The following is a 25,708-nucleotide window of genomic DNA, read 5'->3' as shown; positions in this document are numbered from 1 at the left end:
CCGCATTCGCCGCACCTTCGCGTACATCGCCATGGTATGCACCTCGTCTTCCTGCTGGGTCGGAACCCGCAGGCTAGTGAAGAACACCCTGGTCAATTTTCAGTGAGCAGAACCCCGTTTTGCTGGTCAATTTTCAACGCGCAGCAACAGGCTGGACCACTGGTCGCGGCTTTTCCGTAAACGGGACCGCCTATTCGATCGGGTACGCTCACAACGCGCTTGGGCAAGTGACGGTGGTCGTTTACCCAGACGGTAATCAAGCGGTTTATACTTACAGTTACGGATCGGTAGCGACCGTACAGATCAACATTGGTGGTACGACATCGAACGTCGCGACGGGCGTGACCTATGGGCCGGGTAATGCAGTCATGGCAGGGTGGGTGTCAGGCAACGGCATAGCGAACACGCTTACCTATGATACCGATGGGCGGCTCACTGGCATTACGGCCGCCGGGGTGCAAAGTCTTGGGCTAAGGTACGACGTGGCTGATCGAGTCAATGCTATTACCAATGGCATCGACAGCACGATGACGCAGAGCATCGGCTATGACGTCATGTCCCGCCTCAGCTCGGTTTATTCCAGCGGCGGGGATAACGAGGCCTACACATACGACACAAACGGCAATCGCCTGACTCAACAGCAGAACGGCGCGTCAGTTTCCTACGCCACAAATGCCAGCAAGAACCAGGTCAGTGGGCTGTCGGGCAGTAGCACTGTCTCCTACAGCTATGACGCAAATGGCAACTTGACGACTGTGTCTGGCGCGCCGACGTTTTCCTATGATGCATTCAATCGAATGAGTGCGGCTGGAAGTGCGACCTATTACGTGGGACCAGAAGGTCAACGGCTTCGTAAGAGTGTCAGCGGATCGACGACTTACTTCGCACCAGATGCTGGTGGTCCAATGTTGGCGGACAATCAAGGGACCGGGTGGAGTGACTACATTTGGCTCAACGGTCGGCTGATCGGGCGCATCAATGGTGGTCAGATTTTGGCAATTCATGCTGATCAAGTTGGTCGCCCGGAAGTCATGACGGATCCGAGTAAGGCGATTGTGTGGCGAGCCAAGAATTACGCATTTGACCGGACTGTGACGGTCGCTAACGCTGTGCCCCTCAACCTCGGATTTCCGGGGCAATACTACGATGCTGAGTCGGGCCTCTGGAACAACGGTTTCCGTGACTACAGCCCAGCGCTCGGAAGGTACGTCGAGAGTGACCCGGCTGGTCTCACTGGCGGCATAAACACGTATGCCTATGTCGGATCCGACCCGCTCCTGTTTGTTGACTTCGCCGGGTTGTGCAAGTGCAAGCCTGTCAAAGCTATCCTAACTGGCGTGGGTGGGACTCAGGCTACGGCCGACGGCGCCCTGTATTCGAAGTATCCCGCCGAAGCGGGTGGCTCAATCAAGGGTGGGACCTTTGGAACGGTGGCAGTTCAGCGGGGTTTCTTGGGCCTATCAACGAGGCAATTGAGAACCTATGGGACGCAGATAACAATCACGCCCTCCAATCAGTCCGCTATCACACAGTATGGTGGTCCGTCCGGAAGTTTGACCGTGTCTGACTATGGGGATACCAATATTCAGAACCGATCCGGGCTGGCGTTTGACCTTTATCGGTTTCCAACGGTTGATGACGGCCTCAAGTTCGGAAATCAAACCATGGATGTAACTATTGAATTCCCGGATGACGTACCGGCGCAGTGTCCGTCATCAACTTGAACTTTCAAGGAATTTAAGACATGGCCATCCTTTCGGTGATCCTTTATCTGGCTGTCGCAGGCGTTACAGACTGCGGGCAGGCGGCTAGCAGCGGGAATCATATCCAGTGGAGTGAGTCGGCTGTGATGCCTGCTCCGGGCCGGTTGGCGCAAGTGGAAGTTCATCCGATACTAAATGCGGACGAAAACGCGAGTCCCGTCTTGCTGAGATTTTGTCCGCAAGGGCGTACACATCACTTGCTGACACTGGAGCGATCCGCAGATGTGTATTGGGGCACGGATAGCCATGCCTTGTTGGTCATAAACCAGCCTGGCGCGGATCAATACAAGGTTTCCGTTGTTAAGATCCGTGAAAAGAACGGCGACGTAGTAGAGAACGTGTTAGACAACGGGATATTGGCTCATGTCCCGATGATTAAGGATCATGACCGTCACGTTGTCTTTTATCTGCCTCGGTTTGTCTCCTGGACAAGCAGGACACTTGTACTATCAATTGGCGGCGCGACTGCGGCCAAAGGCAACGGACCAATGTCTTCCTACTGCTACGGCGTGGCGATTGATAGCCAAACCCTTGAGATATCCGAGTGGATCTCTGCGGATGATCTGAAGACCAAATTTGGGGCAGAGTGCCAACTTGCGCCTTAGACGTTGAGGAAGGTCGAGTGCAAAAGGCGACGTCCCCCCGCTTTCAGTAGCGGGGGGCGTCTGTCGCTACGGATCATCTTCGGAAGGCCGCGGGTGAGCTGATCGAATGGGACGGTTGGTACGCCCCCGATTCCGTAGACACCTGATAGTGTCTATTGAGGATCGGAGGATCTATGACAAGCAAACGTTTCACCGACGAGTTCAAGGCTGAAGCGGCCAAGCAAGTCAGCGAGCGCCGCTACCCCGTCATGGAGGTCGCCGAACGACTCAGCATGTCATCGCACAGCCTCTATGCATGGCTTCGTGAGCGCGGCGTCAGCCGCGATGCGCGCAAGGCGCAGAAGGAACGACCTGGTGCAGGAGAACGCCCGGCTGCGTGCCGAGTTGCTTCGCGCCGAAGAGGAGCGCGACATTTTAAAAAGGCCGCCGCGTACTTTGCCAAGGGGTAAGAGCAAAGTACGCCTTCATGCAGGTCCACAGCCGGCAGTTCGCCTCACCACGATGTGTCGTGTGCTCAAGATCGAGCGCAGCGGCTAGTACGGATGGCTGAAGCAACCTTTGTCAGCTCGTGCCAAAGAAGACGCTCGCCTGATGGTACATATCGAAGAGTCCTAGCTGCCATCGTGCGGCGTGTACGGCAGCCGCAACGTGCACCGAGACTTGACCGAGGCCGGCGAACGTATCAGTCGGAAACGCGTGGAGCGATTAATACGCAAACACGGTCTTCGTTCCGTGCGCTCACCGCTTCGGCGTCGCTGCAAGGGCAGCAAGCCTGCGGTTGTCGCACCCAACCGATTGCAACGCCGGTTCAACGTTGCGCATCCTGATCGAGCCTGGGTCACCGACATCACGTAACTGCGCACGGCCGAAGGTTGGCTGTATCTAGCCGTGGTCATCGACTTGTATTCGCGATGCAGTCATCGGCTGGTCGATGAAATCGAGCCTGGCACGCGAGCTGGCGATGGATGCGTTGTTGATGGCGATCTGGTGGCGACGCCCCGAAGCCGGTGTGGGGCCCTGTCCGAGACACTTTTGCGATTTCGGGAAATGGTTCGCGAGGCCCCCGAGCGCAACGATCCTGCTGCATCCTTACGTGGACAGGTGCCGATGACCGCTTCCTCGCGTGGCCCGCAGTCGTCCATTCGTCAAGCACGCGCGCGTGGCCACGCTCGAGGCGTTCTTCCGTTGCGCTCCGCCAAACTCATTGCCGAGCGCGTGCCATCAATCCGAACGGCGCTACCACTGACGGACGACCCGGCGGTCATCACCACGCACCGACTACTGGCCATCGCCTTGGTCGAGCAACTGCAGGTCGCGCTAAGCGCCATTGATCGCTTCGATCAGGAGATCGCCGCCTTGGCGCCGACGCTCCCTGATTACCCGCTGTTCCATGCCTTGCCAGGTAGTGGCCCGATCCTCGCGCCGCGCCTGCTGGCCGCCTTCGGCGAACAACACGCGAACGCTTTGCTCGTGCCGATCAGTTGCAGCGCTACTCGGGCGTTGCGCCGGTGACGCAGCGCAGCGGCAAGAAGAGTTGGGTGCACTGGCGTTGGCAATGCCCGACCTTCGTGCGCCAGACCTTCGTGGAGTGGGCCGCGCAGACCATCAACAAGTCCTTCTGGGCCGACGCCTTCTATCGCCAGCAGCGCGCCAAGGGCAGTCCGCATCAGGTCGCTGTGCGTGCTTTGGCCTTCAAGGGGATCCGCATCCTGCATCGATGCTGGCAGTCCCACACGCCCTACGACGAGTCGCGCTACCTTATGGCCTTGCAGCGTCGAGGCTCGCCCTTGCTCGCCGGGCTGACTTCGTCGGATAGTTGACGGAACGGCTCAGGGCGTGAAGCAGACCCGATAACCTGAGATAAACGAAGTATTCCGAGTGCCACACGTCGTGGCACTCGGATGACCATACTTGCCTAACGACTCCACATTGACGCGGCTTCCTGGGCAAAGGCACGGTACGAACGGGGAGTGCGGCCGAGGGCTCGAGTGAACTTCGCGAGTTCTTCGTCCGTTGCTGCGGCGCCGTCCGATTGATAGCGGTCCAGCATCAGGCGCATGTCTAGCGCATGCCAGGCGGGCATGATGGTCTTCATGCGTTGTTCGACGCCGATGGTGTCGTTGCCACCGTATCGGATCGGCTTGCTCAGCACCTCGCTCCAGATGTTGGCGATGACTGCGCCGGTGAGCACGTCGGGCCCGACGACATCGATGGTCTCTCGCGGAAGAGGTTCAGCCGCGCGCTCGCGACGCAGCAACTCGCGGGAGGCGATGTCGCCAATATCGCGGACATCCACCATAGAGATGCCCTTGTCGCCGATGGGCATGGCGTAGACGCCTGCATTTGCCAGTACATCTTTTTGACGCAGATCGTTCTGTATGAAATACGCGGGGCGCAATACGGTCGCCGGAAGGCCGAGCGCATCAATCATGTTTTCTACCGTGTTCTTGCCCGCAAAGTGAGGCACGTCAGCGTAGGCCGCGCCCTTGTATACGGAAAGGTAGACGATGCCTTTGACGCCGACCTCCTTGGCGACGGTGAGCGCTTGCATGGCCTGCGTCAGCTCGTCGGCAACGTTGGGGGCCAACAGGAACAGCGTGGAGACGCCGTCCAGCGCTGCACGAAAGCTGTCCAGGTCGCTCAGGTCGCCTGGCACGGCGGTGACTCCCGCGGGCAACCGCGCCTCGGCGGGCGACCGCGTCAATCCACGGACATCGACACCTGATGCGGTCAACTGCTTCAGGACTTGGGAACCCACGGTTCCGGTGCTACCGGTGACCAAGATGCTCATGATGCTAATCCTCGTGATGGGCGCGGAAGAGCGCCGTGGAATCACGGTAAGGGGTTCCATACTTGCTCGGAAGCCACCAATATCTAGACATCTCGTCTCAAAATCGGAACAGCCATGGACCTCAAAGCCCTGACCGATTTCGCCCTGGTGGCTTCGCACGGCGGGTTTGGGCGGGCAAGCCGCGTCAGCGGGCGCTCGAAAGCCACGTTGTCGCGTCGCGTGACCGAGCTGGAACAAAGCCTGGGTGTGCGCCTGATCGAACGTGGCACCCAGAGCCTGCGGCTGACCGAGGAAGGTCGCGCGCTGTTCGAGCGCACGCAGGGACCGCTTGCGGAAATCGCCGAAGCCCAAGAGGTCGTCACGTTGGGCGCATCCACGCCCCGAGGGCGGCTTCGTGTGAGCGCGCCCGTTGTGCTGGCACATGTCGCCTTGGGGCAAGTAGCAGCGCGCTTCGCGTTGGCCTACCCAGACGTGCAGCTGGAAATCGACGTCGACGACCGCAAAAGGGACCCCGTCGAAGATGGCTTTGACCTCGTCATACGCGTCAATCCATCGCCTGACGAACGGCTCGTGGGGCGGCGCATCCTTGATGACCAGCGGTGGGTCGTGGCGCATCCGCAGATCACCATGCCCGCAGTCGACGCGGACACCGCGGTGCCCGGCGTCATCTACTCACGCACGCCCGACGATCTTGCATGGCAATTCCATTCGCCCGCCGGCGAGCCTTTGAACCTGAGCGTGCGTGAAGCCTTGCGGCTTTCGTCATTGCTGATGGTTCACGAGGCCGTGCGGGCTGGCGTGGGCGTCGCCATGTTGCCAAAGCTCTTGGTCGAAGAAGATGTCCGTTCGGGTAAGTTGGTGCATTGGGGAACCGATGACCGTCCGCCGGTTGAGATCTGGGCACTTCGAAACTCGCGTCGCCTGGTCGGTGCCAAAGTGAGGGCATTTCTTGACGTGCTAGAGCAGGCGTTTCCGAGGCGTGAGTTTGTGCCGCCCGAATAAGGGCTTTTCATGCGTTTTGGTCGCGCGCCATGGCATCCGCGCCATCGCCGTCTTGCTGGGGCGCGCGCCTTCGACCATCAGTCGTGAGATTGCGCGCAATGGTGGGGCGCTGAAGGCATGAATTTTGGCGTTTCGACGCGCAAGCGTCGCGTCTGCTAGCCTTTCGCCGCCATCCGCCATCCGCCATCCGCCATCCGCCCGAAGCCTGCACATATGAGACGCTACACCGACAGCGATATTGCAGCCGTCTATCGCGTTATCGAAGAACGTCGCGACATGCGGCACTTTCTTTCCGATGGCCTGGATCCGGCTCTGCTCGGGCGTTTACTTCGGGCGGCGCATCTCGGGCCGAGCGTGGGTTTCATGCAGCCGTGGCGCTTCATTCGCATTACGGACCGGGAGCTTCGGCAGAGCGTCTATCGTCTGGTGGATGAAGAGCGCCGACTTACCGCCGTGGCGCTCGGTGAACGCCAGGACGATTTCATGCGGCTGAAGGTGGAAGGCGTGCTGGAATGCGGCGAGCTACTGGTCGCCGCCTTGATGGACCGCCGAGAGGCGCACGTTTTTGGCCGGCGCACGATGCCTGAAATGGATCTGGCGTCCGTCGCGTGCGCCATTCAGAACCTCTGGCTGGCAGCGCGCGCCGAAGGCGTCGGCATGGGGTGGGTGTCGTTGTTCGATCCCGCACAGCTAGGGCAATTACTGGCGCTTCCGCCCGGCGCCCGCCCGGTCGCTGTGCTGTGTCTGGGGCACGTGGGCGAGTTCTACAGTGAACCCATGCTTCAACAGCAGAAATGGGCCGAGCGCCAACCGTTGGAAACCATGGTCTTCGAGAACCGATGGCGCAACGACGGAGAAGGTTCGCCTTCGGGATGACGCCGCAGGTTCATGCCGCTTGCGGGGTGGCCTTGCAACCATCGCTTACTCCCTCGAATCTATGACTTGACCAATTTCAAAAGATGAAGTTGCGGTGCTGCAGTGCACTCTTCGAGTAGGCCTTGTTGGCGCACTTTCGCCAGGGGCCATCGACCCTGCGTGAACTGGAGCCCGTCATGGCGGTGCTCCGGAGCTACCTGCGCTAAACGTCGGAGACAGATCATGCCGTGGCTCATCACCAAATATGTCATCACCGCAGCGATCGTCGTTGCGGTCTCGGAGGTGGCAAAGCGCAGCGACCGGCTGGGCGCGCTGCTTGCCTCACTACCCCTGGTGACCCTGCTTGCACTCACCTGGCTCTACATCGAGAAGCAGCCGGCAGAGAAGATCACGAACCATGCCTGGTACACATTCTGGTATGTGCTACCTACGTTGCCCATGTTCCTGGCCTTTCCTCGGCTCTTCACGCGATTTGGTTTCTGGCCAGCGCTCGGCCTGAGCGCCGTCATCACCATCGTGTCCTTTGCACTGTTCGCCTGGGCTGTTCGCCTCTGGGGCATCAGGTTGCTCTGAGTTCATAGAGCGCTCGTCAGGGGCGGCGATGAACTTGCGATGGCCGCCATAGGCAGGACACTCAGTTGAGGCGGCTTCAAAGCCAGTGCGCCGGACTCGCCGGCATAGGTCTGGCCAGGACGCCCAGACTGCGCTCATCACCAAAGGTGAACCTGCCGGCCACGCTGGAGGCGGGTCCAGCGTTGAGGGGCGCAGAAGCTGGCGATAAAGTCACGCCATGATCCATCTCTCTCGCCACGCTTCCTGCTTTCTTCGCGTTGGAATCATCGCGTGATTGGCTACGGCTCCGCATACGGCAATGTGCTGGCGTCTGCCGGCGTTCTTGAGACGGTGGCACGACAGCCTGCATCGACGCCTATCCTGCACGGAGCAGCGGTGGCGCAGGTCGCGCTCGTCAAGGCGACTCCGAGCTTTCGTGCCTCATGATCGGTACGTTCCATTCTGCGACCAGGTGTTTTGCTCGAGCCAGCGATGTCAGCAGATCTGGCGCATCAACCGTTATCCCTCGAGCGCGGCCGCCTGCAATGCATGACAAGACCATGGTCCTGCCCTTGATCAGCAGATCGTTACTCGCGTCCGCGTCTGATTCCGACGGCATCGTCCAAACATCATGAAAAATCCCGCTTCCCCATCCGCCTCATCTCGCAAGGAGTCAGTCATGTCGCAGTTCAGGTCCTTTACGCTTCGGCTTCTCGCAGCCGCGGCGTTCCTTGCCAGTGGCGTTGCGTTCGCCCACCCCAAGCTCCTTGTCACCACGCCTGCGGACCATGCCGATGTCAGCGCGCCGGGGACGATCCAAGTGTCGTTTTCGGAGACGCTGATGACTCAGCTCTCGGGCGCGGAACTGATGATGACTGAGATGCCTGGCATGACCATGGAGCCAGTCAAGGTCGAGGTGAAGACCGTGGCCTCGTCGGACGCCAAGTCGTTGGTGATGACGCCGGCCCGGCCGCTCAGTGCCGGAACGTATCGGGTGGACTGGCACGTGGTATCCAGCGATACGCATGCCGCAAAGGGTTCCTTCAGCTTCCATGTGAAGTGAGCAGGTGATGTTCGATGGCTTGCTGGTGCTCAGCCGTTTTGCGCTCTATCTCGGCCTCATGCTGGCCTTTGGTTTGCCGGCGTTCGTCCTTCAAGCCCTGACCCGCAACCAGTCGGCCGCTTCCTTTGCCCGTCAGACCCTGCGTGGAGCGGCTGCGGCGACGGTAGTAAGCCTTCTGGCGTCGGGCGCCGCGCTGTGGGCGATGGCGCAAGCCATGAGCGCAAGCAGCGACGTGGCTGCTGTCTGGGGCGTGGCGCAGACCCTGCTCACCCAGACCGCTGTGGGAATGACGTGGGGCCTCCGCGTTGCGCTCCTCCTGATTTCGCTGTGGTTTACAGCTGCATCGGGTGGCAATGCGCGCAACCGCGCAGCAGTGGCTTCGGTGCTCTGCGCGGTGGCCCTGGCGATACTCGCATGGGCAGGCCATGGCGCGATGAACGAGGGACCGGCAGCCTGGTTCCATCTCGGTGCCGATATTGCCCACCTGCTGGCCGCCGGGGCCTGGGTAGGCGCGCTGGTGGCTCTGACGTTCATCGCGAGGGCAGCACGGCGCCAAGCCGATCAGAAAGCGGTTGCCGTGCTGTCAAGCGCATCGACCGAATTTGCTCGACTGGGCACGCTGATCGTGGCGGTGCTCATTGCCAGCGGCATAGTCAACTACATCATGATCGTCGGCCCGTCGTTGTCCGGTCTGATCGAAACCGTGTACGGCCGCCTTCTACTGGTAAAACTGGCCTTGTTCGCCACTATGCTCGCATTGGCTGCAGCCAATCGCTTTTGCCTCGCACCAACTCTGGAAAAGGCCCGGCGCGACAACGACGCCACCGCCGCCGTGCTCGCCCTTAAACGCAGTCTTTACCTTGAGACGACCTTGGCGATCCTGATACTCGGCCTCGTTGCTTGGATAGGCACCCTTGACCCAGGCGGGGGCTGAGTGCCCCTCCCTCGTCCCGACCCGATTGGCCAAACTATGAGATATGAAACCACAATTTGGCCGCTTGAAAGGCAAGGCAGCTAGTTAGCGTGGGCTGCCCGAGGGTGTTACTGATCGAGTTCTTAGCGCGTCAACGCGGACCAAAGGGAGCGCGGATAGGAATGCGGGGCAGGCCCGGGACGGGCATCCCGGACTAGTAGGGCAACTAGAGATACCCAGAATCTCTGCCCCGTTTCAGCATTATTCGCTCATTATGGGCCAACCGCGATTTCTCACTTAGAGCTTTCATCCGGGTGTGCATGAGTAGAGCGTCTGACACTAAACGGCGTGCAATGTGCTTTTGTACATCGAACGCCACGTTCAAATAGTCGACAAGCTCGTCCTGGCTTCGATATTGGCCGCTCAAGTATCGAAGAAGCGCGCCACCCATAGTGAGGTCAACCTTCGCTAACCTCTTTCGCATTCTGTTCTCGCGCGCCACCTGTCGTTTGTGCTCGAAGATGTAAACCTTGGACAAGGCGGGTTCGCGATATCTCAGGAAACCAGGCGATACGCCCAGCTCATCAGCAAACTTTTTGAACGAGACTATGGGCCTGAGAGGTAGCGCGGCGCCCGCCGGCGATCCTCGGATCCATTTCTCCATCTCGCGAGCAAGGAGGCGTTGTGCGCAAGCTGACCATACCTGATGCACTGAAGGAAGAGTTCGCCACGGTCGAGGCGTTGTGGCAATGCACCGGCACAACGCGCAGAGTCGATGCGCTAATCATCAGCTGGGTAAAGTATGAAAAGCAGCTTAGGCGGCTTTTCAGCTTCTTCGTGTTCCAGCACGAAAAGATAACTGAGGAGACACTGGATGAAGTGGTCTCCGCCTTCGTGACCAACAACAATCTGTACCCGGAGACCTTCATCGAGGGTATTGAGGCCCTGGGAATTACTCCCATTCCCAAGTTGATTGGAAAAGGACACGCGTCGTTATGGGCTGAGATCACCCGCATCAAGAAGTACCGCAACAAGATCATGCATGGCCAGCTTACGGGTCAGAGCATCAGCTCCATCCAATTGGAACGGGACGTGATTCACATCGTCAGCTGGATGTCCGCGCTGGCCGATGCCGCAAACGCTGCTTACGGGTATGACGGTCTGAAACGCGGGGCCTATCTGATCGCCAAATCCGCTGCCAACATTCCCGTGCAGAAGTATCCGTTTGGGAACGTAAAGCAGTTCGAGACATGGCTCAAGACGATCAAGGTCAAGGCGCCCGCCGCGGGTAAATAACCTCCGATTCTGGATTGTGCATATGCAGCACGTCCAACTGCCGAGACTGACCTTGGCGGACGGGCGTGGCGCGAAGGCCATTTACTGACTAATATTCCTCGGTCTTGGTAGGCGGCTGCTCAAGCCGGTACAGATAGGACGCTCGTAGGGGACAAAACGAGCACTCAGGGAGAAGTTGATGCGAGCAGCAATTCATCTTCCAGTCGTCGAACGGCTGCGAGTACTGAATTACCCGCTTTATCCTGGTTCGAATAAGCAGGGATTGGATTTAGCCTTTGACAAAGGGGTGGCGGTCGTCGCCGGCATCAACGGCATCGGCAAGACCACGTTGCTGAACTTGCTGTTGCGCATGTTGGTCGGGCCCACGAGTCCATCTAAGGCTGCCACGCGTGACATGGGCCTAGTCAGCAAACGCAGTTTGGTAACAGCCAGAAAGTTCGGGTTCTTTCAGGATCGGGCCGGGGTGGCGTTACAGCCGAACGCTACCGCCACGCTTACCTTCCGAATCGCCGGCAAGCAAATCGCCGTCACTCGCCGCCTGATAAACCTTGAGATAACCAAGGTTGTGGTTAGCGGTAAGGCAGTCGATACGACGGACAACATCGCCTTTCTTTCTCACATGGCCGAACTTGCCGGCTTGGCGAACGCTTACGACTTCCACATGGTCGTTCGCTATGTTCAGTTCTTTACCGAAGAGAGGCTTCCTCTTCTGTGGTCACCGACTGCGCAGCTCGAGCTGTTCAAGATGCTCTTTGTCGATGAGAAGATCGGCCAGAAGTTGAACAAGCTCTACTCGGAGATCCAAGGGGTCGACACCGACTACCGAAACCGCACCTATCAGTACAACCAGCGCAAGGACAAATACGAACTCGCCCGCGCCCAGAACAGGGTGGAGAACATTGACCTGGACGATGTTCGCACCAAGTTGACCGAAGCGACCAAGGCACTTCAGGACGTAAGTCGAACCTATCGGACCGCCAACGAGTTGGTCGCAACACTGGCCAGACAGCGCGAAGATGTTGATCGCAAGATCGAGTCATTGCAGCTCTCCCTTGATCAGGAGGTCCACGCATTTCATCAGCAGGATGCGGCCTACATTGCTCAGGCCTTGCCGTCGCTGGAAGACAAGTTCCAGATGCTGATGCAGGGGTTGGGCTCCAACCTGGGGTGTTTTGTCTGCGGAAAGGGCGGAAAGCGTGAGGTAGCAACCATTAGCAAGCGGCTGAGGGAGCAGCATTACCGCCCGCCTTGGCGAGCTCGGCCCTCCATCGTCTTAACGACCGTCCGCTCACCATAGACGGTATTTCACCATGTAGCTGATGAAGTCGGTCGACCATGGAGGCCGCCTCACGCGGATGGGGCGCTTGGGCAGTGGAGACTCCCTCGCGTTGCAGGTGTGAAAGAACGATGTCACGCGCTTCTCGCGCCATCCGTAACTCGTGGTGGCTCATGGCGAGGAATGCGCTGTGTAAATCGGAGAGGCGATCGCTTTGGAGATCGACGCACACGATGCCAGGCACATATCGAGCAAGAAGCGATAGAGGCGCCCCCCGGTAATGGTCTCTCGCATTACCCGTGCAACCTCTACACCCTTCATTGTCGGGCGGAACAGCCCCTCGAACTGCAGGTCCCGCACTGCTGGGTGTGCCTTGAAGTCCTCAACCGAAACCATACCTCCCAAGACCAGCCCACCCAAGGCAACGTGCGCTTGGCGATAGTAAGGCCCCTGCGGTGTACGTCGGGCGCGTTGACGCAATGGTTCGATGGCGTAATAGCGGCTGGAAGCAAGTCGCGCCCCCAGGTCGTTCTCAAGCGCACTCATCTCCAGGGTTAGTTTGTCGATCTGGCGTTTGTACTTGACGCCTAGGTCTGCGCGCTTCTCAGCAAGCGTGGCCAGTTCCAGTCGTTCCGCCTCAAGATCAGCCAGAAGCGGAGTCTGTGGATCGTCGGTAGCCACGGGGAGCTGCGCATTGAGCTGCTCAATACGCATCGTTAGGTCATGACGCCTGGCCACAAGCGGCCTCAGTTCGGCTAGAGCGGCCGCATAGTCGTCCGACTGTGCTAGCAGAGACTTCTGATGTGCCTGAATCTCGGTACGCAGCAGTTCAATCTTCTGCTCGATCTTCTGCAGCGCCCTGGCACTAATCGGAACCACGTTGCTTGATGAAGACTGGACAAGCGAGGTGTTGCACACGAAGCAAGCCACAGCGCCTCTCGCCCATTTGATTGGCGAAAAGTTCTTGACTTCGTCCCACAGGGCTCTGATGATTTAGGCGAGCGGCATGCAGAAGCACCCGCCTCAAATGGAGAGCCTCGCATAGCCGTGCGGGGCTCTTCGCATTTCAGGGCCCGACAAATTGGCGGCTATCCGCTCATGTCTGGGCTCTCCTTAGGTGGTTGGACTTCGAATGGCGGGATTACAAGCGCGCCCTCAAGCCAAGCCTTGACGACGTGCCTGGCAGCGAACCAGCCCCTACGACCGGGCAGCTGAAACATCGGAATGGGCAATCGCCCCGTTTGGCGAGCCTTGTTTAAGGCATCGCATGTCGGAAAGCCCATGATGCGCGCCGTATCTGCAGCGCTGAGGATGGGAGCTCGGGGTAGAAAAAACTCCACATCGGGGAGCAACGGGCTGTGAGCTTCCACGTTAGGAGAGTCTCCGGTCTGGGCCCGATAGTCCCACTTGGCCCGGCTTGGTCGGGGCCAGGGCGCGCTGGTCGCCCTGCGTCGCTGCTAGACTGGCACGGGTGGCGCAGATCGTCAATAAGTCATTGAAAGTGCGATATATTTATATCGCACTGATGACGTGATCGCTTGGCGATCGGGAGGGGGATTTCATGGGAGCGACCAGTGGCATGCTTCATGACGGAGTTAGCGGAGTCGTGTTCGATGCCTTTGGCACGCGGGTGAATATCACGAAACCGCGTCGTCCTTTTCGCCAGCTGTTCGAGCTCGCTGGAAGCAAGACCATCGCTTTAAAGGACTCCGGGGTTGCACATGAATGTTGATTCGTCGCCGGTTGCCGACAGCGAATGCCGTGTCAGGGCAGTGGTCTTCGACGTCTTCGGGACGCTGGCCGACATCACGCAGAAGCGTTATCCCTTCAAACGGCTGTGGGATCTAGCGGGAAACATGCCAGTGTCCAGGGAGGAATACGCCAGGATTGTGATGACCACACCTTTAAGCCTGTCCGGTGCGGCCCGTCAGTTCTGTCCTTGGGTCGAAGGAAAAGTTGTCCGAGAGCTGGAAGACGACGTCGCCATCGAAACCGCAAGCATTCGGCTCTTTCCAGAGGTCCCTGATGTCCTTAGGGAGCTCAAGGCTCGTGGGGTAAAGGTCGGTATCTGCTCGAACCTGGCGGCTCCCTACGCAGAACCCTTTGCGCGACTCTTACCCATCGAGCCCGATTCATTTAGCTGGAGTTTTGAAGTGGGCGCCGTCAAGCCGGACCCACGAATCTACGAGCACGCGTGTCAGCAACTCGGCTACTCGGGAGCCTCGGTTCTGATGATTGGYGATCGGGACATCGAAGACTACGTGGGGCCAAAGAGGGCTGGCCTGCGTGCCGTGCAACTCAGGCGGCAGCATTCGCATTCCATGGTCGAGTCGATACCTACGCTTCGACGACTCGTTGATCACCTTTGAACGCGTCAGCGATTCGCATGGCACGTGAGGCCGCCAGTGATCACGCCACCCGCTCCTTGGGTGACACTGACCGCTTCCATGATGCTCGGTTTGCGTAGAGGGACTTCGCCACGCTCCACTGACGAAGCAAGTGACGGCTCGTGATTGGCTTTCAGCCAAGCGGCGAGCGCTTTCAACGTCATGTCATCGCTTCGAACCAGCATGGCCGCCGCGTCGAAGATCGCGTGCTGCAGATCTTGCGCCGAACACCCCTTCCGTCAAGTTATCGGTCAAGGTTGCAAACTCCCGCATTAATTGCGGTTGTCGTGCTTGACATGCCCTACAGAGCTATCAAAACTAGTTTCGGTGGTACTGTAAAAAATAACCGTTTTGAATAAACAGGGATCCCTATGTTGCAGGCAATCGGTATAGATCGCGACGGCCGCATCAATGCTTGGTGCGTGACAGCCCAATGCACCTACGAGTGGTTTCTTCAAGCCGTCAGCGGTTCGGAGGCCAACTTGGAGATTCAGCGCTCCGTAATCGGTGGGCGCAAGGCATACGCCACATTGCGCGAAGACCTCAAACGTGGCTGCGTCCTGCCGCCTATAGTCTTGGCAGAGGCTGGAGGAAATGTCTCCGTTGAGAGTGGGGGGCGACTTAAATCCCTTGAAGAGCTTTCCACTGAGCTGAGCGAAGTAAGAGGGGATTCCGTCTACATCATTGACGGTTTGCAGCGCACTAATGCCATAAAGCAGGCAATTTCAGATTTAGATGCCGAGGCGCGCGCCGAGTTCCTGCAAAGGAAATTGCGCATTGAGTTCTGGCTGGGAGCATCTTTCGGCGCAATTGCATATCGCATGCTCCTGCTGAACGCAGGACAGAGGCCGATGTCGATGAAACACCAGATCGAGGTTCTGAGCTCTCGTCTGAAGCACGCATTATCTGATATTGACGATATAGAAGTTTTCACCGTAGGTGATCAGCGAAGAAGAACGCGCCCCGGACAGTATCAGCTTGCAAAGTTGTCACAAGCATTCCAGGCTTGGCTGCAAGGTCAGCCCAATGTCGACGTCCGTAACGTTGTCATGGAAGAGCTTCTCGCTGAAGGGGCTATCGAGACACTTGGACATTCCATTAATGGAGCAAATGCAGGCGACGATGGCTCAGGCTTTAGGCGCCTAGTGGGATGGGTCGTTCAGATGGACCGAAAGTTGGGCGCAGAAGGACTCGCATTTTTCGGGAATGAAACCGTTCTTTTAGGCCTGTCCGCTGCTGTTGGAAACTCTGAGCGACATCCTAAAATCTCCGACCGAGTATGGCCTGCACTTGAAGGCCTCACTTCACTTTCCGCAGGTGCGGAAGCGAAGGACATTCTCGCCGTCGAAGCGTTCAACTCTTTACGAGCTGGGTTCGATACTAGCCGCGTCAACGTGGGCTCCGCCACTCGTGAGCTCGTTTTTGGCGCCTTTCAAGAACTGTTCTTCTCAAGTGGACTGCGAACGATGAGGGAATGCTGGGAAACCGCGGCATCGAGGACCTAAATAATGGCGATTCCTGAGCATATTAGGAGCGTCTTTGGGTGTGCCGACGTGGGCAGCGATGAGTTCTCTGCACTTCTTGAATCGTTGAGCGAGGAATCATTGCCCTGGTTCCTCAAAGATTCTGATACACGAGCTGACCTCTGCGAAGCGATCTATGACGAAGGTTTACGGTTGCCTTTGTTCTCCGCACGACTGGAGATCGATCCGGGCGCAGTGCGGTTCGTTGCAGTGAACGAGTTGGGCGCACCTATTCGATCAGTCCTTCTGCTACCAGCGGAGATTGACGATGTAGCCAACGTTCCTTCAGCAGGCCTTTCCTGTGTGGCAAGATCCTGGCCGCTGCACCCGGAGCTCGTTAATGTCGATGGACCGTTGAGCAAGGTCCCGGATCGATTTAATCGCAGCATTCTAATATTCGCGCACTCTCCAGCGAACAGCTGGGATGCCACAAATTTATCTCAAACCTTGTATTCGCTTGCCGGCGTTCGTTTTGGTGGGTCGTCAACGCCGGCCGGTTCCCCTCAGTGGATGAGTCAAGGGCGCTTCGAATTCGAAGCTGATGGATTGGGTCGACATACGAGCATGTTGACTGGCGGCATGTTGCAAGAAGTGCTCACCGAAACAAGGATTAAGTGGCGCTTCGTATCCCTTTACAGGATATTTGAGTCCGCGTATCTGGTGGGTCTGAAAGAGAAGATCGCGAAAGACTTCCTTGATCGACCGTCTCAAGTCCTGTCCGAAGCAAGTGCTGCCCTGGAATCTGAGCTTAAGACTTTTCAGGGGCTCGTCGAAACGCGGCAGCTGGATGCGTTTTTTGAATCAATCAGAGTGTTGGTGGATGGTGATTCCGCAAATCGATTTCTGTTCGCGTTGAAACGTCCGCAGCGTGGTAAACAAAGTCCCACAGGCTGGAGGCAGGGCGTTTCATACATATATCGCATGAGGTGCGCCATTGTTCATGCCGGTCAGGACGATATCGTTTTTGACCGGTACCCCGATGGTGAGGCTGCGTTAAATATCGTGTTGAACGTCCTTGAGAGTGCTGTGCTTAGCCTGCTGGGTTTCAAGCCTTGAATTGCAGACTTCTCAGCAATTTCGCTGCCAGTGGAGGGGTCAAAAACGAGACGCTGACAAAGCAACTTTACTATTGACTTGTGCGAGAGGGCAGCGGCCAAGCCTAGCCGGATCGCGCAGGCCGCAATGGCGAAGAATGACTCTGCCCTTTTTCTTGTTTGCACCCCGCTGGAGTATCGGTGATTCAGCTGGGATCTCGAGTAAGAAACGAACTGAGCTTCAGGGTCAGCGTAGGCTGATCCGAGATTTCGCACTCCCATACGATCAATACCTCCCAGCCCAGCGCGTGCAGCGTCGTCAGAGCCAGGGCGTCGCGTCGCGTATTGCCTTCCAGTTTGGCCATCCAGAACCGAGTGTTTGTTTTTGGCGTATATGCAAATTTGCACCCGGGATGCTGATGCCAGAAGCAGCCATGCACAAAAATCACTCTTCTTAGACGCGGGAACACTAGGTCCGGCGAGCCAGGTAAATCTTTCCGGTGCAAGCGGAAACGAAAACCCATTGCATGGACAATCTTTCGGACCACGATTTCCGGTTTGGTGTTCCTACTTTTGATGTTCGCCATCATCCGTGAACGCTTTTCGGGAGAGACGGTATCCATCAGATTACGTGCCAGCCTCAGATGTTCGCGGGCACTGCCTTAGAGCGTTAGGCCATGTAGCAAGGCAGTCACTGGAATGATTTGGCCAGTCGCGCCATTTTCGAGGAGTCGATCCAGCGGGCTTGGCGTGTCCGTATGCGGCAAATTCGATGCAGCCGGACAAATGTTACCGTAGGCATAAGGGCGGCGAGACCTGTCTGGCCACCCGTACAATACACCCCATTTGCGGCATCATTACACCTCGTGACGAAGCAGCATCTGGCCCCAGCTGGCAACTTGTTAGACCGGAGTCCCGTGCGCGGCACGAGTAGGTCTGAGATGTTAGGCAGCTGAGCTGAATTGATCTTGGCGCACGTTCCAAATCAGAGATTCCGGATGTCCATCCAACCCGTTCTGCCCAGGTCGCAATCCAGAAAAATGTACAAGAAACCCCACGGCCCAGAGGCCGACCTGCCTCAGTCTCGCAGAAAAACCAGCACGCCACTCGCATTGAATCACGACGACAAGCTTATCCGAAGCAAGTTGCAGCGCATTCGCTTGGGCGGCGAGATCCGCTATATGGACATGTTTGCCGGATGCGGAGGGATCTCTCTCGGCTTCCTGACTGCAGGATTCACGCCGGTGGCATCCGTTGAGATGGACCCGTGGGCCGCCCGGTCCCATGGTGCCAACTTTGGCGCTCGGTCTGCGGGAGGCGACAGGGCAGCCCACCACGTTCCGCGCGATGCAGTGACTGAAACGGCAGAAACTGTTTTCGCGGACCTCGGGCTGCGGGGCCCAACCGACGGGCAGATAGACGTTCTTGTCGGCGGGCCACCATGCCAGGCGTTTGCCCGTGTAGGTCGAGCCAAGCTCCGCGAGCAGGCGCGCCTGCGCGACGAAGTGACGGCAGACCAGGCATTCCTTGTGGACGGACGAGTGAGCTTGTGGGAACGGTACGTAGCGTTCATCCGGGCAACGAAACCGGTAGCGCTCCTGATGGAGAACGTGCCGGACATCCTCAATCATGGCGGCACCAACGTTGCCGAGCTCGTCTCGAAGAGCCTCGCCGAAGAAGGCTACGACGTTGCCTACACGCTTCTGAACTCCGTCTGGTACGGAGTTCCGCAGATGCGGGAGCGGATGATTCTTGTCGGCGTCCACCGGTCTGCCGGGATCAGCCCTCGGTTTCCCGTGCCGACTCACCACTTGGTACTTCCCTCTGGTTATACCAGCTCCAAGAATGCTGCCCGCAGGGTACTGAAAGCCGAGGGTTCGGATCACCACCGCTGGATCCCCGACCCTGCTCCCGACTCTCCCGCCGCTACATCGGCCTCGGAAGCCCTTGCAGATCTTCCGTCTTTGTACGCCGAAGAAATGTTGCGGACCGGAGAAATTGGCCGAGGGGCAAAGGACCCTTCGAGACCTGTCGAGTACACAACAAGAAAGCCGACTACTGCGTACTCGCGGCTGATGCGGGAGTGGCAGGGTTTCGCGACGCGATCCACGACCGGGCACGTCTTCAGGTACCTGCCTCGGGACTACAAGATCTTCGCCGAGATTCAGCCGGGCTGGGAGTACCCACAGGTCCACGCCTATGTAGAGGAGAAGATTGCGACTTGGCTTGCCTCCAGGAAGCGGCGTGGCCTGCCGACCAGTCCGCGAGACCCGGATGTCAGCGCCTTCATCAAGTCCTGGCGCATTCCGTACGACCCGGGAAAGTTTCCCAATAAGTGGTGGAAGCTTCGGGCCGATGCGCCCGTCCGCACGTTGATGGCCCACCTTGGCAAGGATTCGTATTCCCACATCCACTTCGACTCTGACCAAGCACGGACTATCACGGTCCGAGAGGCCGCGCGGCTGCAGTCTTTTCCTGACGGCTTCGTCTTCAAGGGCTCGATGAACCCGGCTTTCAAGCAGATCGGCAACGCAGTACCGCCGCTCTTCGCCTATGCGATCGCGCGTGGGATCAGAGAGTGCCTGGGCGCACCTGAAACGCCAGACATGCGTGTGGCGCTATTCGGTCTGAAGCCATCACAGATCAAGACGACCGAGGGAACGAAGTGAAGTTCACGATCCTCCGACTGCTGACGCATTCCGAACTCGGCATGTTTCATGAGTATCGTCGCCAGAGAAAGGAGCGGGCGAAGCAGCGCGCCATAAACTTCGACTGGGATGTTGTCGATATGGTTTTCCCTTCCGCCAAAGACTCGGACATCATTGCCATCAATTGCCGGCGCCTCGAAGACGAAAACACTGTCGTCGAGGTTGCGTCGTGGCTCAAGCGTCAGCACAAAAACTGGAGATTTGAAGGCGACTGTCCGACGAGTCCCTATTACAGCTTCGTGGACCCTGGTGCTCTCTTCGCTATGAGTGTCGATGCCTCAGCAACTCCGGCAACGGCATCGTGGGTTGTCATCCCCGCTGACCATCCTTCCCGCACCGCGATCCTCGGACACGGAGAAAGCGCACGGCTCGGCAAGTCCGCAATGATCGCCTTGTACGGTGATGAGGGCGAACACTGCCAAGCGGTATTGGCAACGAACTTCCCGCAATTGTTCAAGGAGGCAGAAGCAGTGTCCGCGAAATCACAACAAGAATCCGACAGCATCCACGACGACGACGATGATGTCGCGCCCGATCCGCTCGGTCTGTTCAAGATCCTTGCGCGTGCCGGCCATAGTCTCCCAAGCGCCGTTGCCGATCTCGTTGACAACAGCCTCTCGCACGGCGCCCGCGAGGTCCAGATCACGTTCCCCAGCCCCAATGTGGGTGGCAGATGGATGTGCATCCGCGATGACGGCACTGGCATGACTCCCACCGATTTGCGTAATGCAATGAAGATCGGACATCAGCGCGACTACGACAGCGCCGATCTAGGGAAGTTCGGCTACGGTCTAAAGGGGGCCGCTTGGTCGCAGGCAGATCGTTTAACGGTGGTATCGAAGGCGGCCGGCTACAAGATCGCTACTCTTACCTGGGACAAGGACCATCTTGCGAAAACGAGCCGCTGGGAACTTCTACGCAATCCCGTGGCGCCAGAGCATGCCTCCGTAGTGGATGTCGGCGAATCTGGCACTGCAGTGCTGCTCACACAGATGCGCCCCCCTATGGAACCGATCAAGGGCAAAGCCGATTCCCCTTACGCGCAGGAACTGGCAGGGATCAAAGCGCACCTCGAACTGGTTTTCCATCGATATCTTGAAGGAAAGGTCCCGGGCCGCGAGAAGGTCGTCATCCGGTTGAATAACGATGTATTACGAGCCAACAATCCGATGGGGCATCCGCTAACCCAAGAGTTTGACGAGCGCCGTATTGAGCTTCCGCCGCTGACGCCAGGCAAAACGCCGGTTCTGTATGTTCGAGCGCATGTCACGCCCAGCGAGGCCGAATTTGAGGAATACATCAAGTCCCTGTCTCCGCTGGAGCAACGCATCGAACGAGAGCGCCTCAGCCTCAATGGCCGAGCCAACGATGCCCAGGGTTTTTACTTCTACCGATTGAACCGGCTCATCAAGTGGGGCGGTTGGGAGGACCTTTTCGCCAAGGATGAGCACACCAAGCTGCTTCGTGTCGCGGTTGACTTCGACCGAACAGCCGAAGAGCAGCTGCAGGTGGATATCAGCAAGCAGCTTGTCCGTCTGCCCTTTGCCGTCACGGACCTGCTCAAGGATCTCCTCAGGGAGCCTCGCGCTGCGGCCCGTGCCCGGTACGACAAGAAAGCAAAACCTGCATCCAAGGTAACTGGCACTGGCGGCAGAACGACGTCGCCGGCAGGCTCGCTTCCGCCCGGTGGCTCTTTGCCTCCGTCGCCAACTCCAGTGGTGAACCCCGCGGTTGGAAGTCCTACAGTCGCTGAGCCGAAGAAGGACAAGACTTCGGTTCGCATCGTTAACGGTGGTGTCAAGCCGTGGCAGCGCAAAGCCGGATTCAAAGGCGAGGAAGTTGAAATCACGCCGTTGGTACCGGAGCTGGTTGCGCTTGTGCAGCTTATCGACAAGGATGCCGACGCGAAGGCGGCCCTGTCCGAGTTCCTTCGGGTACTGGAGACAGCTGGCGTTCCGGACCTGCTGACGGATAAGGCGTGATGCAGATCAGCTTTCCGCAGCCTTTAACTCTGAAGCCCAGGCTCGCCCTATGGACGGACGGGACTGTCTGGACCAACTGGTTGCGGCACGAAGCCTATCTGAGGTCCCAGGCCAAGTGGATGCCGCACCAAATCGCTTCGGTCGCTGAAGAATCGCTGCGGATTATTTCGAAGACCACGCCTGTGGGGCGTCCGGAGTTTCAGTGCCGGGGTCTGGTTGTGGGCTACGTCCAGTCCGGCAAGACGGCCAACTTCACTGCCGTGGCAGCACGCGCTGCCGATGTCGGCTACCGGCTGATCATTGTTCTTTCAGGCATTCACGACTCCCTTCGGAACCAGACACAGAAGAGGCTGGACTTGGAGCTCGTCGGGGCGGGCGTCGACTGGATCACATTGACTGATGAGACCGCCGATTTCAACGAGCCGGCGGTTGCTGATGGGTTCGAATCGACGGGCACCGTTCTTATCGTCGCCAAGAAGATCACGCCGATTCTGAAGCGGCTCAACCAATGGTTCGGCAAACTGGAAGGTCGGCTGGCCGACGTGCCGGTTCTTCTCATTGATGACGAAGCCGATCAGGCATCCATCAATACGCGCGGAAATCGTCGCGACCTGAGTATCGAAACGGACACAGCACCGGACGAAGATACAGCGCCTTCGCTGACCAACGCACTGATCCGCGACATTCTCAGAAAGATCCCGCGAGCAACATACATCGCCTACACGGCGACGCCGTTCGCCAATATCCTCATTGACCCCGACGCCAGCGACAGCCAAGTCGGCGAAGATCTGTTTCCCAAAGATTTTGTCGTACAGCTTCCCCGGCCGGACGGCTACACCGGGACGGAGGAGCTTTTCGGCATCAGCGCTCAGGGGCGCGATGTGCTTCGCACTGTAGACCCGGCAGATGTGAAGGCACTGAAGCCGACGCGGCGCAGAAAGAGCGAAGCAATGGTTGCCAGCGGGCCGCTCGATCTGCCTCAGTCGCTGGCTGATGCACTTCTGACATTTGCGCTCGCTGGTGCTATCAGGCTGCTGCGCGGCCAGTCAAACAAGCCGCACACGATGCTCGTGCATGTATCGCAGCTGCAGCGGGATCAGATGCGCATCGGTACAGCCATCGAGGAACAGATTCGTAGCTGGTTTCACCACGAGAGCGCAGAACCAGGCGTGCTCAAGCATATGTTCCGGTCGACGCTGGCCGAGCTGGGTGCGGTGGAGCTGCCATGTGCCGCTGAGGCTGTTCTTGAAGAGGCGGTAACGAACTTGGCCCGTCTGGAAGTCGTCGTGCTCAACAGCACGACGGGCGACGAACTGGAGTACGACGTCAAGCCCGGAAGACAGCTCGTGGCAGTAGGCGGCAATCGGCTGTCACGTGGATTGACGCTCGAAGGCTTGACGATAGCTTACTTCCTGCGCACCACGACGTTGGCTGACGCACTGCTTCAGATGGCCCGCTGGTATGGTTTCCGCGCAGGCTATGAAGACCTTATCCGGATATGGACAACAGAAGGCATTGCAGAGTGGTTTGTGGAACTGGCATTAGTAGAAGAGTCCCTGCGTGATTCCATCACAGCGCTGAACAAGGCTGGCCGCCGGCCCGATCAGATGGCCATTCGGATGCGCGCGCATTCAAAGCTGCTTCTGACTAGCAAGAACAAGAGCAGAATGCAGACAGATGACGCACGGTCATGGTCTGGCGAGAACCCTCAGACCATTCTGTTTCCCTTGTACGATCGCGAACTGCTGGGGCGGAACGTGGACTTGGCATCCGAGCTGCTACGGCAGCACCCCCCCACCCAGGATGCTCACGGCGGCGCCATCGCGCATGATGTTCCAGCCGAAGACATCTCGCTGTTTCTGCGACGGTACGAAGGACACCCAAACAGCATAGCGTTTCAGGGGGCTGAAATTGCTGACTGGATCCTGGGGCGCGCTGAAGCGGGAGAGCTGGTGAATTGGAAGGTATTTGTGGCCAATCCGCGTCGGGAACGGCAGGTGCTCCTCGGAGGACGGCCTTTCGGTCTGGTGCGACGTTCGTTGCAGGCCAACGAGTCGATCGGCATCCTGATCGATCCGCGCCATGAAGGTGTAGATCTGCATGGCGGACCTGAAAACTACCGGACCGCCTCTGGCTTCAATGCTAGAGCAATGCGCGAGGATCGCCCTGTCCAGCAGGGGTTGCTCCTGCTCTATCCCCTTGATCCCGAACCACTGCGCTCGCCGACGCAGGCCGTGCTGGGCCTCGCTCTATCCCTGCCTCGGACAACGGACGGCGAACGACAGTTTGTTATGAACCGGGGAATTCGCCATGAGTGAGATCACGCAGGAGCGCTGGGCGCGCCTGCGTGATCGGCGGCCATCGCACGAGGACATATACGAGCAGGCGGCTGATGATTTGGAAACAACGGTACTAGTAGGTGTTTCAGACGACGGGCGACTACACCTGCTGCTAGCTATTGATGTCGTACCAAAGAGCCTGCCCCCCGACTTGCAGAGCCTTCAGGTACGCATTCTGGAGGGCGGGCAGATCTGGTTAGATTTGTCAGCACGCAGTCACCACGAAGAGCTCCTCACGCTTGTCGTCAATAAGATCCTCCACGCGATTCGCATCGAAGGCCGCGATCCGGCGGTATCAGTCGAGCAGATCATCGGCGATATGCGCGCAGCGCTGCGCACCGTCGTACCCGACCTGAGTACGGCAGAGCAGATCGGCATGTTCGGCGAACTCTGGGTGCTGTCAAATGTCCTCATCCCGACTCTTGGCAGTCGGGCCTCTCATCTCTGGAGCGGACCGGAAAGCGAACGCCACGACTTTGTCGGACAAGCAGTTCACGTAGAAGTGAAAACCACCACAAAGTCGGAATCGAAGCATGAGATATCCCGCATCGATCAGCTGAGAGCGCCTCTTGGAAAACGGTTACTGTTCGTCAGTGTCATGCTAGAGAGAAGCCTGGGGGGCGACGAAACTCTGGCGGATCGCATCGATGAGGTTCGGGAGAAGCTCGGAACGGATGGGCACGCGCTAGATGTCTTCGATTCACGCCTAGCAACGCTCGGTTGGCACGAAGGCCTTAGGCAGACAGGAGACCTGTTGAAATTCACGTTTCGGAGTGTTCACGTTTTCGAGGTCGCGGGCATGTTTCCACGGCTGCCTGACGACTACTCGGCACCTCTCGGGGTGACCGGTATCAAGTACAGCATCAATGTGGGAAGCTTGCCGTCACTTGATGTCACTGAAGTCCAGCACATTCTCAATCTTGCCTAACGCACAATCTTTCTGTCTGGCAATGTCAGGGCAGCGACACGATGGAGCCGTCGTCCATTCCATTGCCTTGCAAGTAGGGCTTGGGAGGAATAGCATCGTTGGAGCAACACTTGGATCAGGTGGGCAGCGCGGTTCGCCGTGACGCACCCCGGGTGACCTTGTAGATAAAGCGTCCTTCGGGGCGCTTTTCGCTTTTCTGAGTCCCGTCGCGACGCTGCGACCGGTGTACGCGAGGGCGACGAGGCCGAAACCGACTCAATGTCGCGACCTCCCGGCGAAGTTCATTTGCATGTTGAGTTTCATCCAAAACTGAGCCACTTCCCGGGGTGATTTTCGTCGAATTTTGAGCCACCTCCTACCACCCTCCGCTCACGACACGAGCGGGAGTAACGGGAGTGATCGACGTGGCCCTATTGAGCGTGATTCGACGCTGGCACCTTCGCGACAAGATCTCGATCCGAGAGATCGCCCGACGCACGAAGCTGTCACGCAACACCATTGCCAAGTACCTGGCGAGCGGAGAGACCAGCCCGCACTATCCGCGCCGCAAGAGTCCCAGTCAGCTGGATCCGTATGCGGCCGAGCTGGTCCGTTGGCTTCGCGCCAACCAGCAACAGCCCCGCAAGCAGCGCCGCACGTTACGACAGATGCACGCCGCCCTGTTGATGAA

At 58.3% G+C, this 25,708-nt stretch carries 23 protein-coding genes and 2 pseudogenes; 22 read left to right on the top strand and 3 right to left on the bottom strand.

All coding sequences use genetic code 11. From position 1 onward, the window contains the following. Positions 1-119: 119 nt before the first annotated feature. The 6 genes from AC1DE1_RS20515 (at position 120) to AC1DE1_RS20490 (ending at position 4,188) form a co-directional block, all read left to right on the top strand. On the top strand, positions 120-1,724 hold the full coding sequence (locus tag AC1DE1_RS20515; RefSeq protein WP_477179317.1) for an RHS repeat-associated core domain-containing protein: 1,605 nt from the start codon (positions 120-122) through the stop codon (positions 1,722-1,724). Between the two features lie 20 nt (positions 1,725-1,744). Further along, on the top strand, positions 1,745-2,368 hold the full coding sequence (locus AC1DE1_RS20510; protein ID WP_477179316.1) for a hypothetical protein: 624 nt from the start codon (positions 1,745-1,747) through the stop codon (positions 2,366-2,368). Positions 2,369-2,541: 173 nt separating this feature from the next. Continuing rightward, complete coding sequence (locus tag AC1DE1_RS20505) at positions 2,542-2,817, top strand: transposase (protein WP_477179315.1); 276 nt, start codon at positions 2,542-2,544, stop codon at positions 2,815-2,817. A 181-nt stretch (positions 2,818-2,998) separates the two neighbouring features. Then, positions 2,999-3,223 (top strand): IS3 family transposase, encoded by a 225-nt coding sequence (locus AC1DE1_RS20500; protein WP_477179314.1) that lies wholly within the window; start codon positions 2,999-3,001, stop codon positions 3,221-3,223. A gap of 33 nt (positions 3,224-3,256) precedes the next feature. Then, on the top strand, positions 3,257-3,880 hold the full coding sequence (locus AC1DE1_RS20495; RefSeq protein ID WP_477179313.1) for a hypothetical protein: 624 nt from the start codon (positions 3,257-3,259) through the stop codon (positions 3,878-3,880). Then, complete coding sequence (locus tag AC1DE1_RS20490; RefSeq protein ID WP_477179312.1) at positions 3,877-4,188, top strand: hypothetical protein; 312 nt, start codon at positions 3,877-3,879, stop codon at positions 4,186-4,188. Before AC1DE1_RS20495 ends, AC1DE1_RS20490 begins: the two co-directional genes overlap by 4 nt. A 95-nt stretch (positions 4,189-4,283) precedes the next feature. Here the strand turns inward: AC1DE1_RS20490 and AC1DE1_RS20485 are convergent, their stop codons facing one another. Continuing rightward, positions 4,284-5,159 (bottom strand): NmrA/HSCARG family protein, encoded by an 876-nt coding sequence (locus tag AC1DE1_RS20485; protein ID WP_477179311.1) that lies wholly within the window; start codon positions 5,157-5,159, stop codon positions 4,284-4,286. Between the two features lie 114 nt (positions 5,160-5,273). Here AC1DE1_RS20485 and AC1DE1_RS20480 point away from each other — a divergent pair, with 114 nt between their 5' ends. The 8 genes and pseudogenes from AC1DE1_RS20480 to AC1DE1_RS20445 all read left to right on the top strand — a co-directional run bounded on the left by AC1DE1_RS20480 (position 5,274) and on the right by AC1DE1_RS20445 (position 12,158). Beyond that, entirely contained in the window at positions 5,274-6,161 is an 888-nt protein-coding gene (locus AC1DE1_RS20480; protein ID WP_477179310.1) for a LysR family transcriptional regulator, read from the top strand. A 37-nt stretch (positions 6,162-6,198) separates the two neighbouring features. After that, positions 6,199-6,270 (top strand): annotated as a pseudogene (locus tag AC1DE1_RS20475) (helix-turn-helix domain-containing protein); the annotation flags it as partial. Positions 6,271-6,374: 104 nt separating this feature from the next. Further along, entirely contained in the window at positions 6,375-7,037 is a 663-nt protein-coding gene (gene bluB / locus AC1DE1_RS20470; protein WP_477179309.1) for a 5,6-dimethylbenzimidazole synthase, read from the top strand. Between the two features lie 222 nt (positions 7,038-7,259). Beyond that, the gene (locus AC1DE1_RS20465) at positions 7,260-7,610 is read left to right on the top strand and encodes a DUF3147 family protein (RefSeq protein WP_477179308.1); all 351 of its coding nucleotides are present in this window, start codon (positions 7,260-7,262) and stop codon (positions 7,608-7,610) included. A gap of 658 nt (positions 7,611-8,268) precedes the next feature. Continuing rightward, positions 8,269-8,652: a copper homeostasis periplasmic binding protein CopC gene (gene copC / locus AC1DE1_RS20460; protein WP_477179307.1), complete on the top strand. Its 384-nt coding sequence runs from the start codon at positions 8,269-8,271 to the stop codon at positions 8,650-8,652. 7 nt (positions 8,653-8,659) lie between these two features. Beyond that, positions 8,660-9,586, top strand: a complete 927-nt coding sequence (gene copD / locus AC1DE1_RS20455; protein ID WP_477179306.1) for a copper homeostasis membrane protein CopD — start codon at positions 8,660-8,662, stop codon at positions 9,584-9,586. Positions 9,587-10,249: 663 nt separating this feature from the next. Then, the gene (locus tag AC1DE1_RS20450; protein WP_477179305.1) at positions 10,250-10,861 is read left to right on the top strand and encodes a hypothetical protein; all 612 of its coding nucleotides are present in this window, start codon (positions 10,250-10,252) and stop codon (positions 10,859-10,861) included. A gap of 178 nt (positions 10,862-11,039) precedes the next feature. Next, a complete protein-coding gene (locus AC1DE1_RS20445) occupies positions 11,040-12,158 on the top strand; it encodes an AAA family ATPase (RefSeq protein WP_477179304.1) in 1,119 nt (372 codons plus the stop codon). A gap of 150 nt (positions 12,159-12,308) precedes the next feature. Here AC1DE1_RS20445 and AC1DE1_RS20440 read toward each other — a convergent pair whose 3' ends face one another. Further along, positions 12,309-13,055 (bottom strand): hypothetical protein, encoded by a 747-nt coding sequence (locus tag AC1DE1_RS20440; protein WP_477179303.1) that lies wholly within the window; start codon positions 13,053-13,055, stop codon positions 12,309-12,311. Between the two features lie 803 nt (positions 13,056-13,858). Here AC1DE1_RS20440 and AC1DE1_RS20435 point away from each other — a divergent pair. The 3 genes from AC1DE1_RS20435 (at position 13,859) to AC1DE1_RS20425 (ending at position 17,103) form a co-directional block, all read left to right on the top strand. After that, on the top strand, positions 13,859-14,506 hold the full coding sequence (locus tag AC1DE1_RS20435) for an HAD family hydrolase (protein ID WP_477179302.1): 648 nt from the start codon (positions 13,859-13,861) through the stop codon (positions 14,504-14,506). A 389-nt stretch (positions 14,507-14,895) separates the two neighbouring features. Further along, positions 14,896-16,029, top strand: a complete 1,134-nt coding sequence (locus AC1DE1_RS20430; protein WP_477179301.1) for a hypothetical protein — start codon at positions 14,896-14,898, stop codon at positions 16,027-16,029. 3 nt (positions 16,030-16,032) lie between these two features. Then, positions 16,033-17,103, top strand: a complete 1,071-nt coding sequence (locus AC1DE1_RS20425; RefSeq protein WP_477179300.1) for a hypothetical protein — start codon at positions 16,033-16,035, stop codon at positions 17,101-17,103. A 184-nt stretch (positions 17,104-17,287) separates the two neighbouring features. Here the strand turns inward: AC1DE1_RS20425 and AC1DE1_RS20420 are convergent, their stop codons facing one another. Continuing rightward, a complete protein-coding gene (locus tag AC1DE1_RS20420) occupies positions 17,288-17,704 on the bottom strand; it encodes a very short patch repair endonuclease (RefSeq protein WP_477179299.1) in 417 nt (138 codons plus the stop codon). Positions 17,705-18,079: 375 nt separating this feature from the next. Between AC1DE1_RS20420 and AC1DE1_RS20415 the strand changes: the two genes are divergently transcribed. The 5 genes and pseudogenes from AC1DE1_RS20415 to AC1DE1_RS20395 all read left to right on the top strand — a co-directional run. Then, positions 18,080-19,750: a DNA cytosine methyltransferase gene (locus AC1DE1_RS20415; protein WP_477179298.1), complete on the top strand. Its 1,671-nt coding sequence runs from the start codon at positions 18,080-18,082 to the stop codon at positions 19,748-19,750. Beyond that, positions 19,747-21,771: an ATP-binding protein gene (locus AC1DE1_RS20410; protein WP_477179297.1), complete on the top strand. Its 2,025-nt coding sequence runs from the start codon at positions 19,747-19,749 to the stop codon at positions 21,769-21,771. The genes AC1DE1_RS20415 and AC1DE1_RS20410 overlap by 4 nt, the downstream gene beginning before the upstream one ends. Then, on the top strand, positions 21,771-24,089 hold the full coding sequence (locus AC1DE1_RS20405; RefSeq protein ID WP_477179318.1) for a Z1 domain-containing protein: 2,319 nt from the start codon (positions 21,771-21,773) through the stop codon (positions 24,087-24,089). The genes AC1DE1_RS20410 and AC1DE1_RS20405 overlap by 1 nt, the downstream gene beginning before the upstream one ends. After that, complete coding sequence (locus AC1DE1_RS20400; protein ID WP_477179296.1) at positions 24,082-25,038, top strand: PD-(D/E)XK motif protein; 957 nt, start codon at positions 24,082-24,084, stop codon at positions 25,036-25,038. The genes AC1DE1_RS20405 and AC1DE1_RS20400 overlap by 8 nt, the downstream gene beginning before the upstream one ends. Before the next feature lie 395 nt (positions 25,039-25,433). After that, positions 25,434-25,708 (top strand): annotated as a pseudogene (locus AC1DE1_RS20395) (IS21 family transposase); the annotation flags it as partial.

The sequence above is a fragment of the Dyella sp. 05T440 genome, assembly GCF_056395965.1.
The sequence above is the reverse complement of the archived record's forward strand: the minus strand, read 5'-3'. Positions and strand labels throughout refer to the sequence as shown.

What these genes read in the sequence shown, in the direction of transcription:
- AC1DE1_RS20485 (WP_477179311.1), bottom strand. Translation starts at nt 5,159, where the DNA reads ATGAGCATCTTGGTCACCGGTAGCACCGGAACCGTGGGTTCCCAAGTC.
- AC1DE1_RS20405 (WP_477179318.1), top strand. Translation starts at nt 21,771, where the DNA reads ATGCAGATCAGCTTTCCGCAGCCTTTAACTCTGAAGCCCAGGCTCGCC.
- AC1DE1_RS20505 (WP_477179315.1), top strand. Translation starts at nt 2,542, where the DNA reads ATGACAAGCAAACGTTTCACCGACGAGTTCAAGGCTGAAGCGGCCAAG.
- AC1DE1_RS20415 (WP_477179298.1), top strand. Translation starts at nt 18,080, where the DNA reads ATGTCCATCCAACCCGTTCTGCCCAGGTCGCAATCCAGAAAAATGTAC.
- AC1DE1_RS20430 (WP_477179301.1), top strand. Translation starts at nt 14,896, where the DNA reads ATGTTGCAGGCAATCGGTATAGATCGCGACGGCCGCATCAATGCTTGG.
- copD (WP_477179306.1), top strand. Translation starts at nt 8,660, where the DNA reads ATGTTCGATGGCTTGCTGGTGCTCAGCCGTTTTGCGCTCTATCTCGGC.
- AC1DE1_RS20420 (WP_477179299.1), bottom strand. Translation starts at nt 17,704, where the DNA reads ATGGATACCGTCTCTCCCGAAAAGCGTTCACGGATGATGGCGAACATC.
- bluB (WP_477179309.1), top strand. Translation starts at nt 6,375, where the DNA reads ATGAGACGCTACACCGACAGCGATATTGCAGCCGTCTATCGCGTTATC.
- AC1DE1_RS20510 (WP_477179316.1), top strand. Translation starts at nt 1,745, where the DNA reads ATGGCCATCCTTTCGGTGATCCTTTATCTGGCTGTCGCAGGCGTTACA.
- AC1DE1_RS20400 (WP_477179296.1), top strand. Translation starts at nt 24,082, where the DNA reads ATGAGTGAGATCACGCAGGAGCGCTGGGCGCGCCTGCGTGATCGGCGG.
- AC1DE1_RS20445 (WP_477179304.1), top strand. Translation starts at nt 11,040, where the DNA reads ATGCGAGCAGCAATTCATCTTCCAGTCGTCGAACGGCTGCGAGTACTG.
- AC1DE1_RS20480 (WP_477179310.1), top strand. Translation starts at nt 5,274, where the DNA reads ATGGACCTCAAAGCCCTGACCGATTTCGCCCTGGTGGCTTCGCACGGC.
- AC1DE1_RS20465 (WP_477179308.1), top strand. Translation starts at nt 7,260, where the DNA reads ATGCCGTGGCTCATCACCAAATATGTCATCACCGCAGCGATCGTCGTT.
- AC1DE1_RS20425 (WP_477179300.1), top strand. Translation starts at nt 16,033, where the DNA reads ATGGCGATTCCTGAGCATATTAGGAGCGTCTTTGGGTGTGCCGACGTG.
- copC (WP_477179307.1), top strand. Translation starts at nt 8,269, where the DNA reads ATGTCGCAGTTCAGGTCCTTTACGCTTCGGCTTCTCGCAGCCGCGGCG.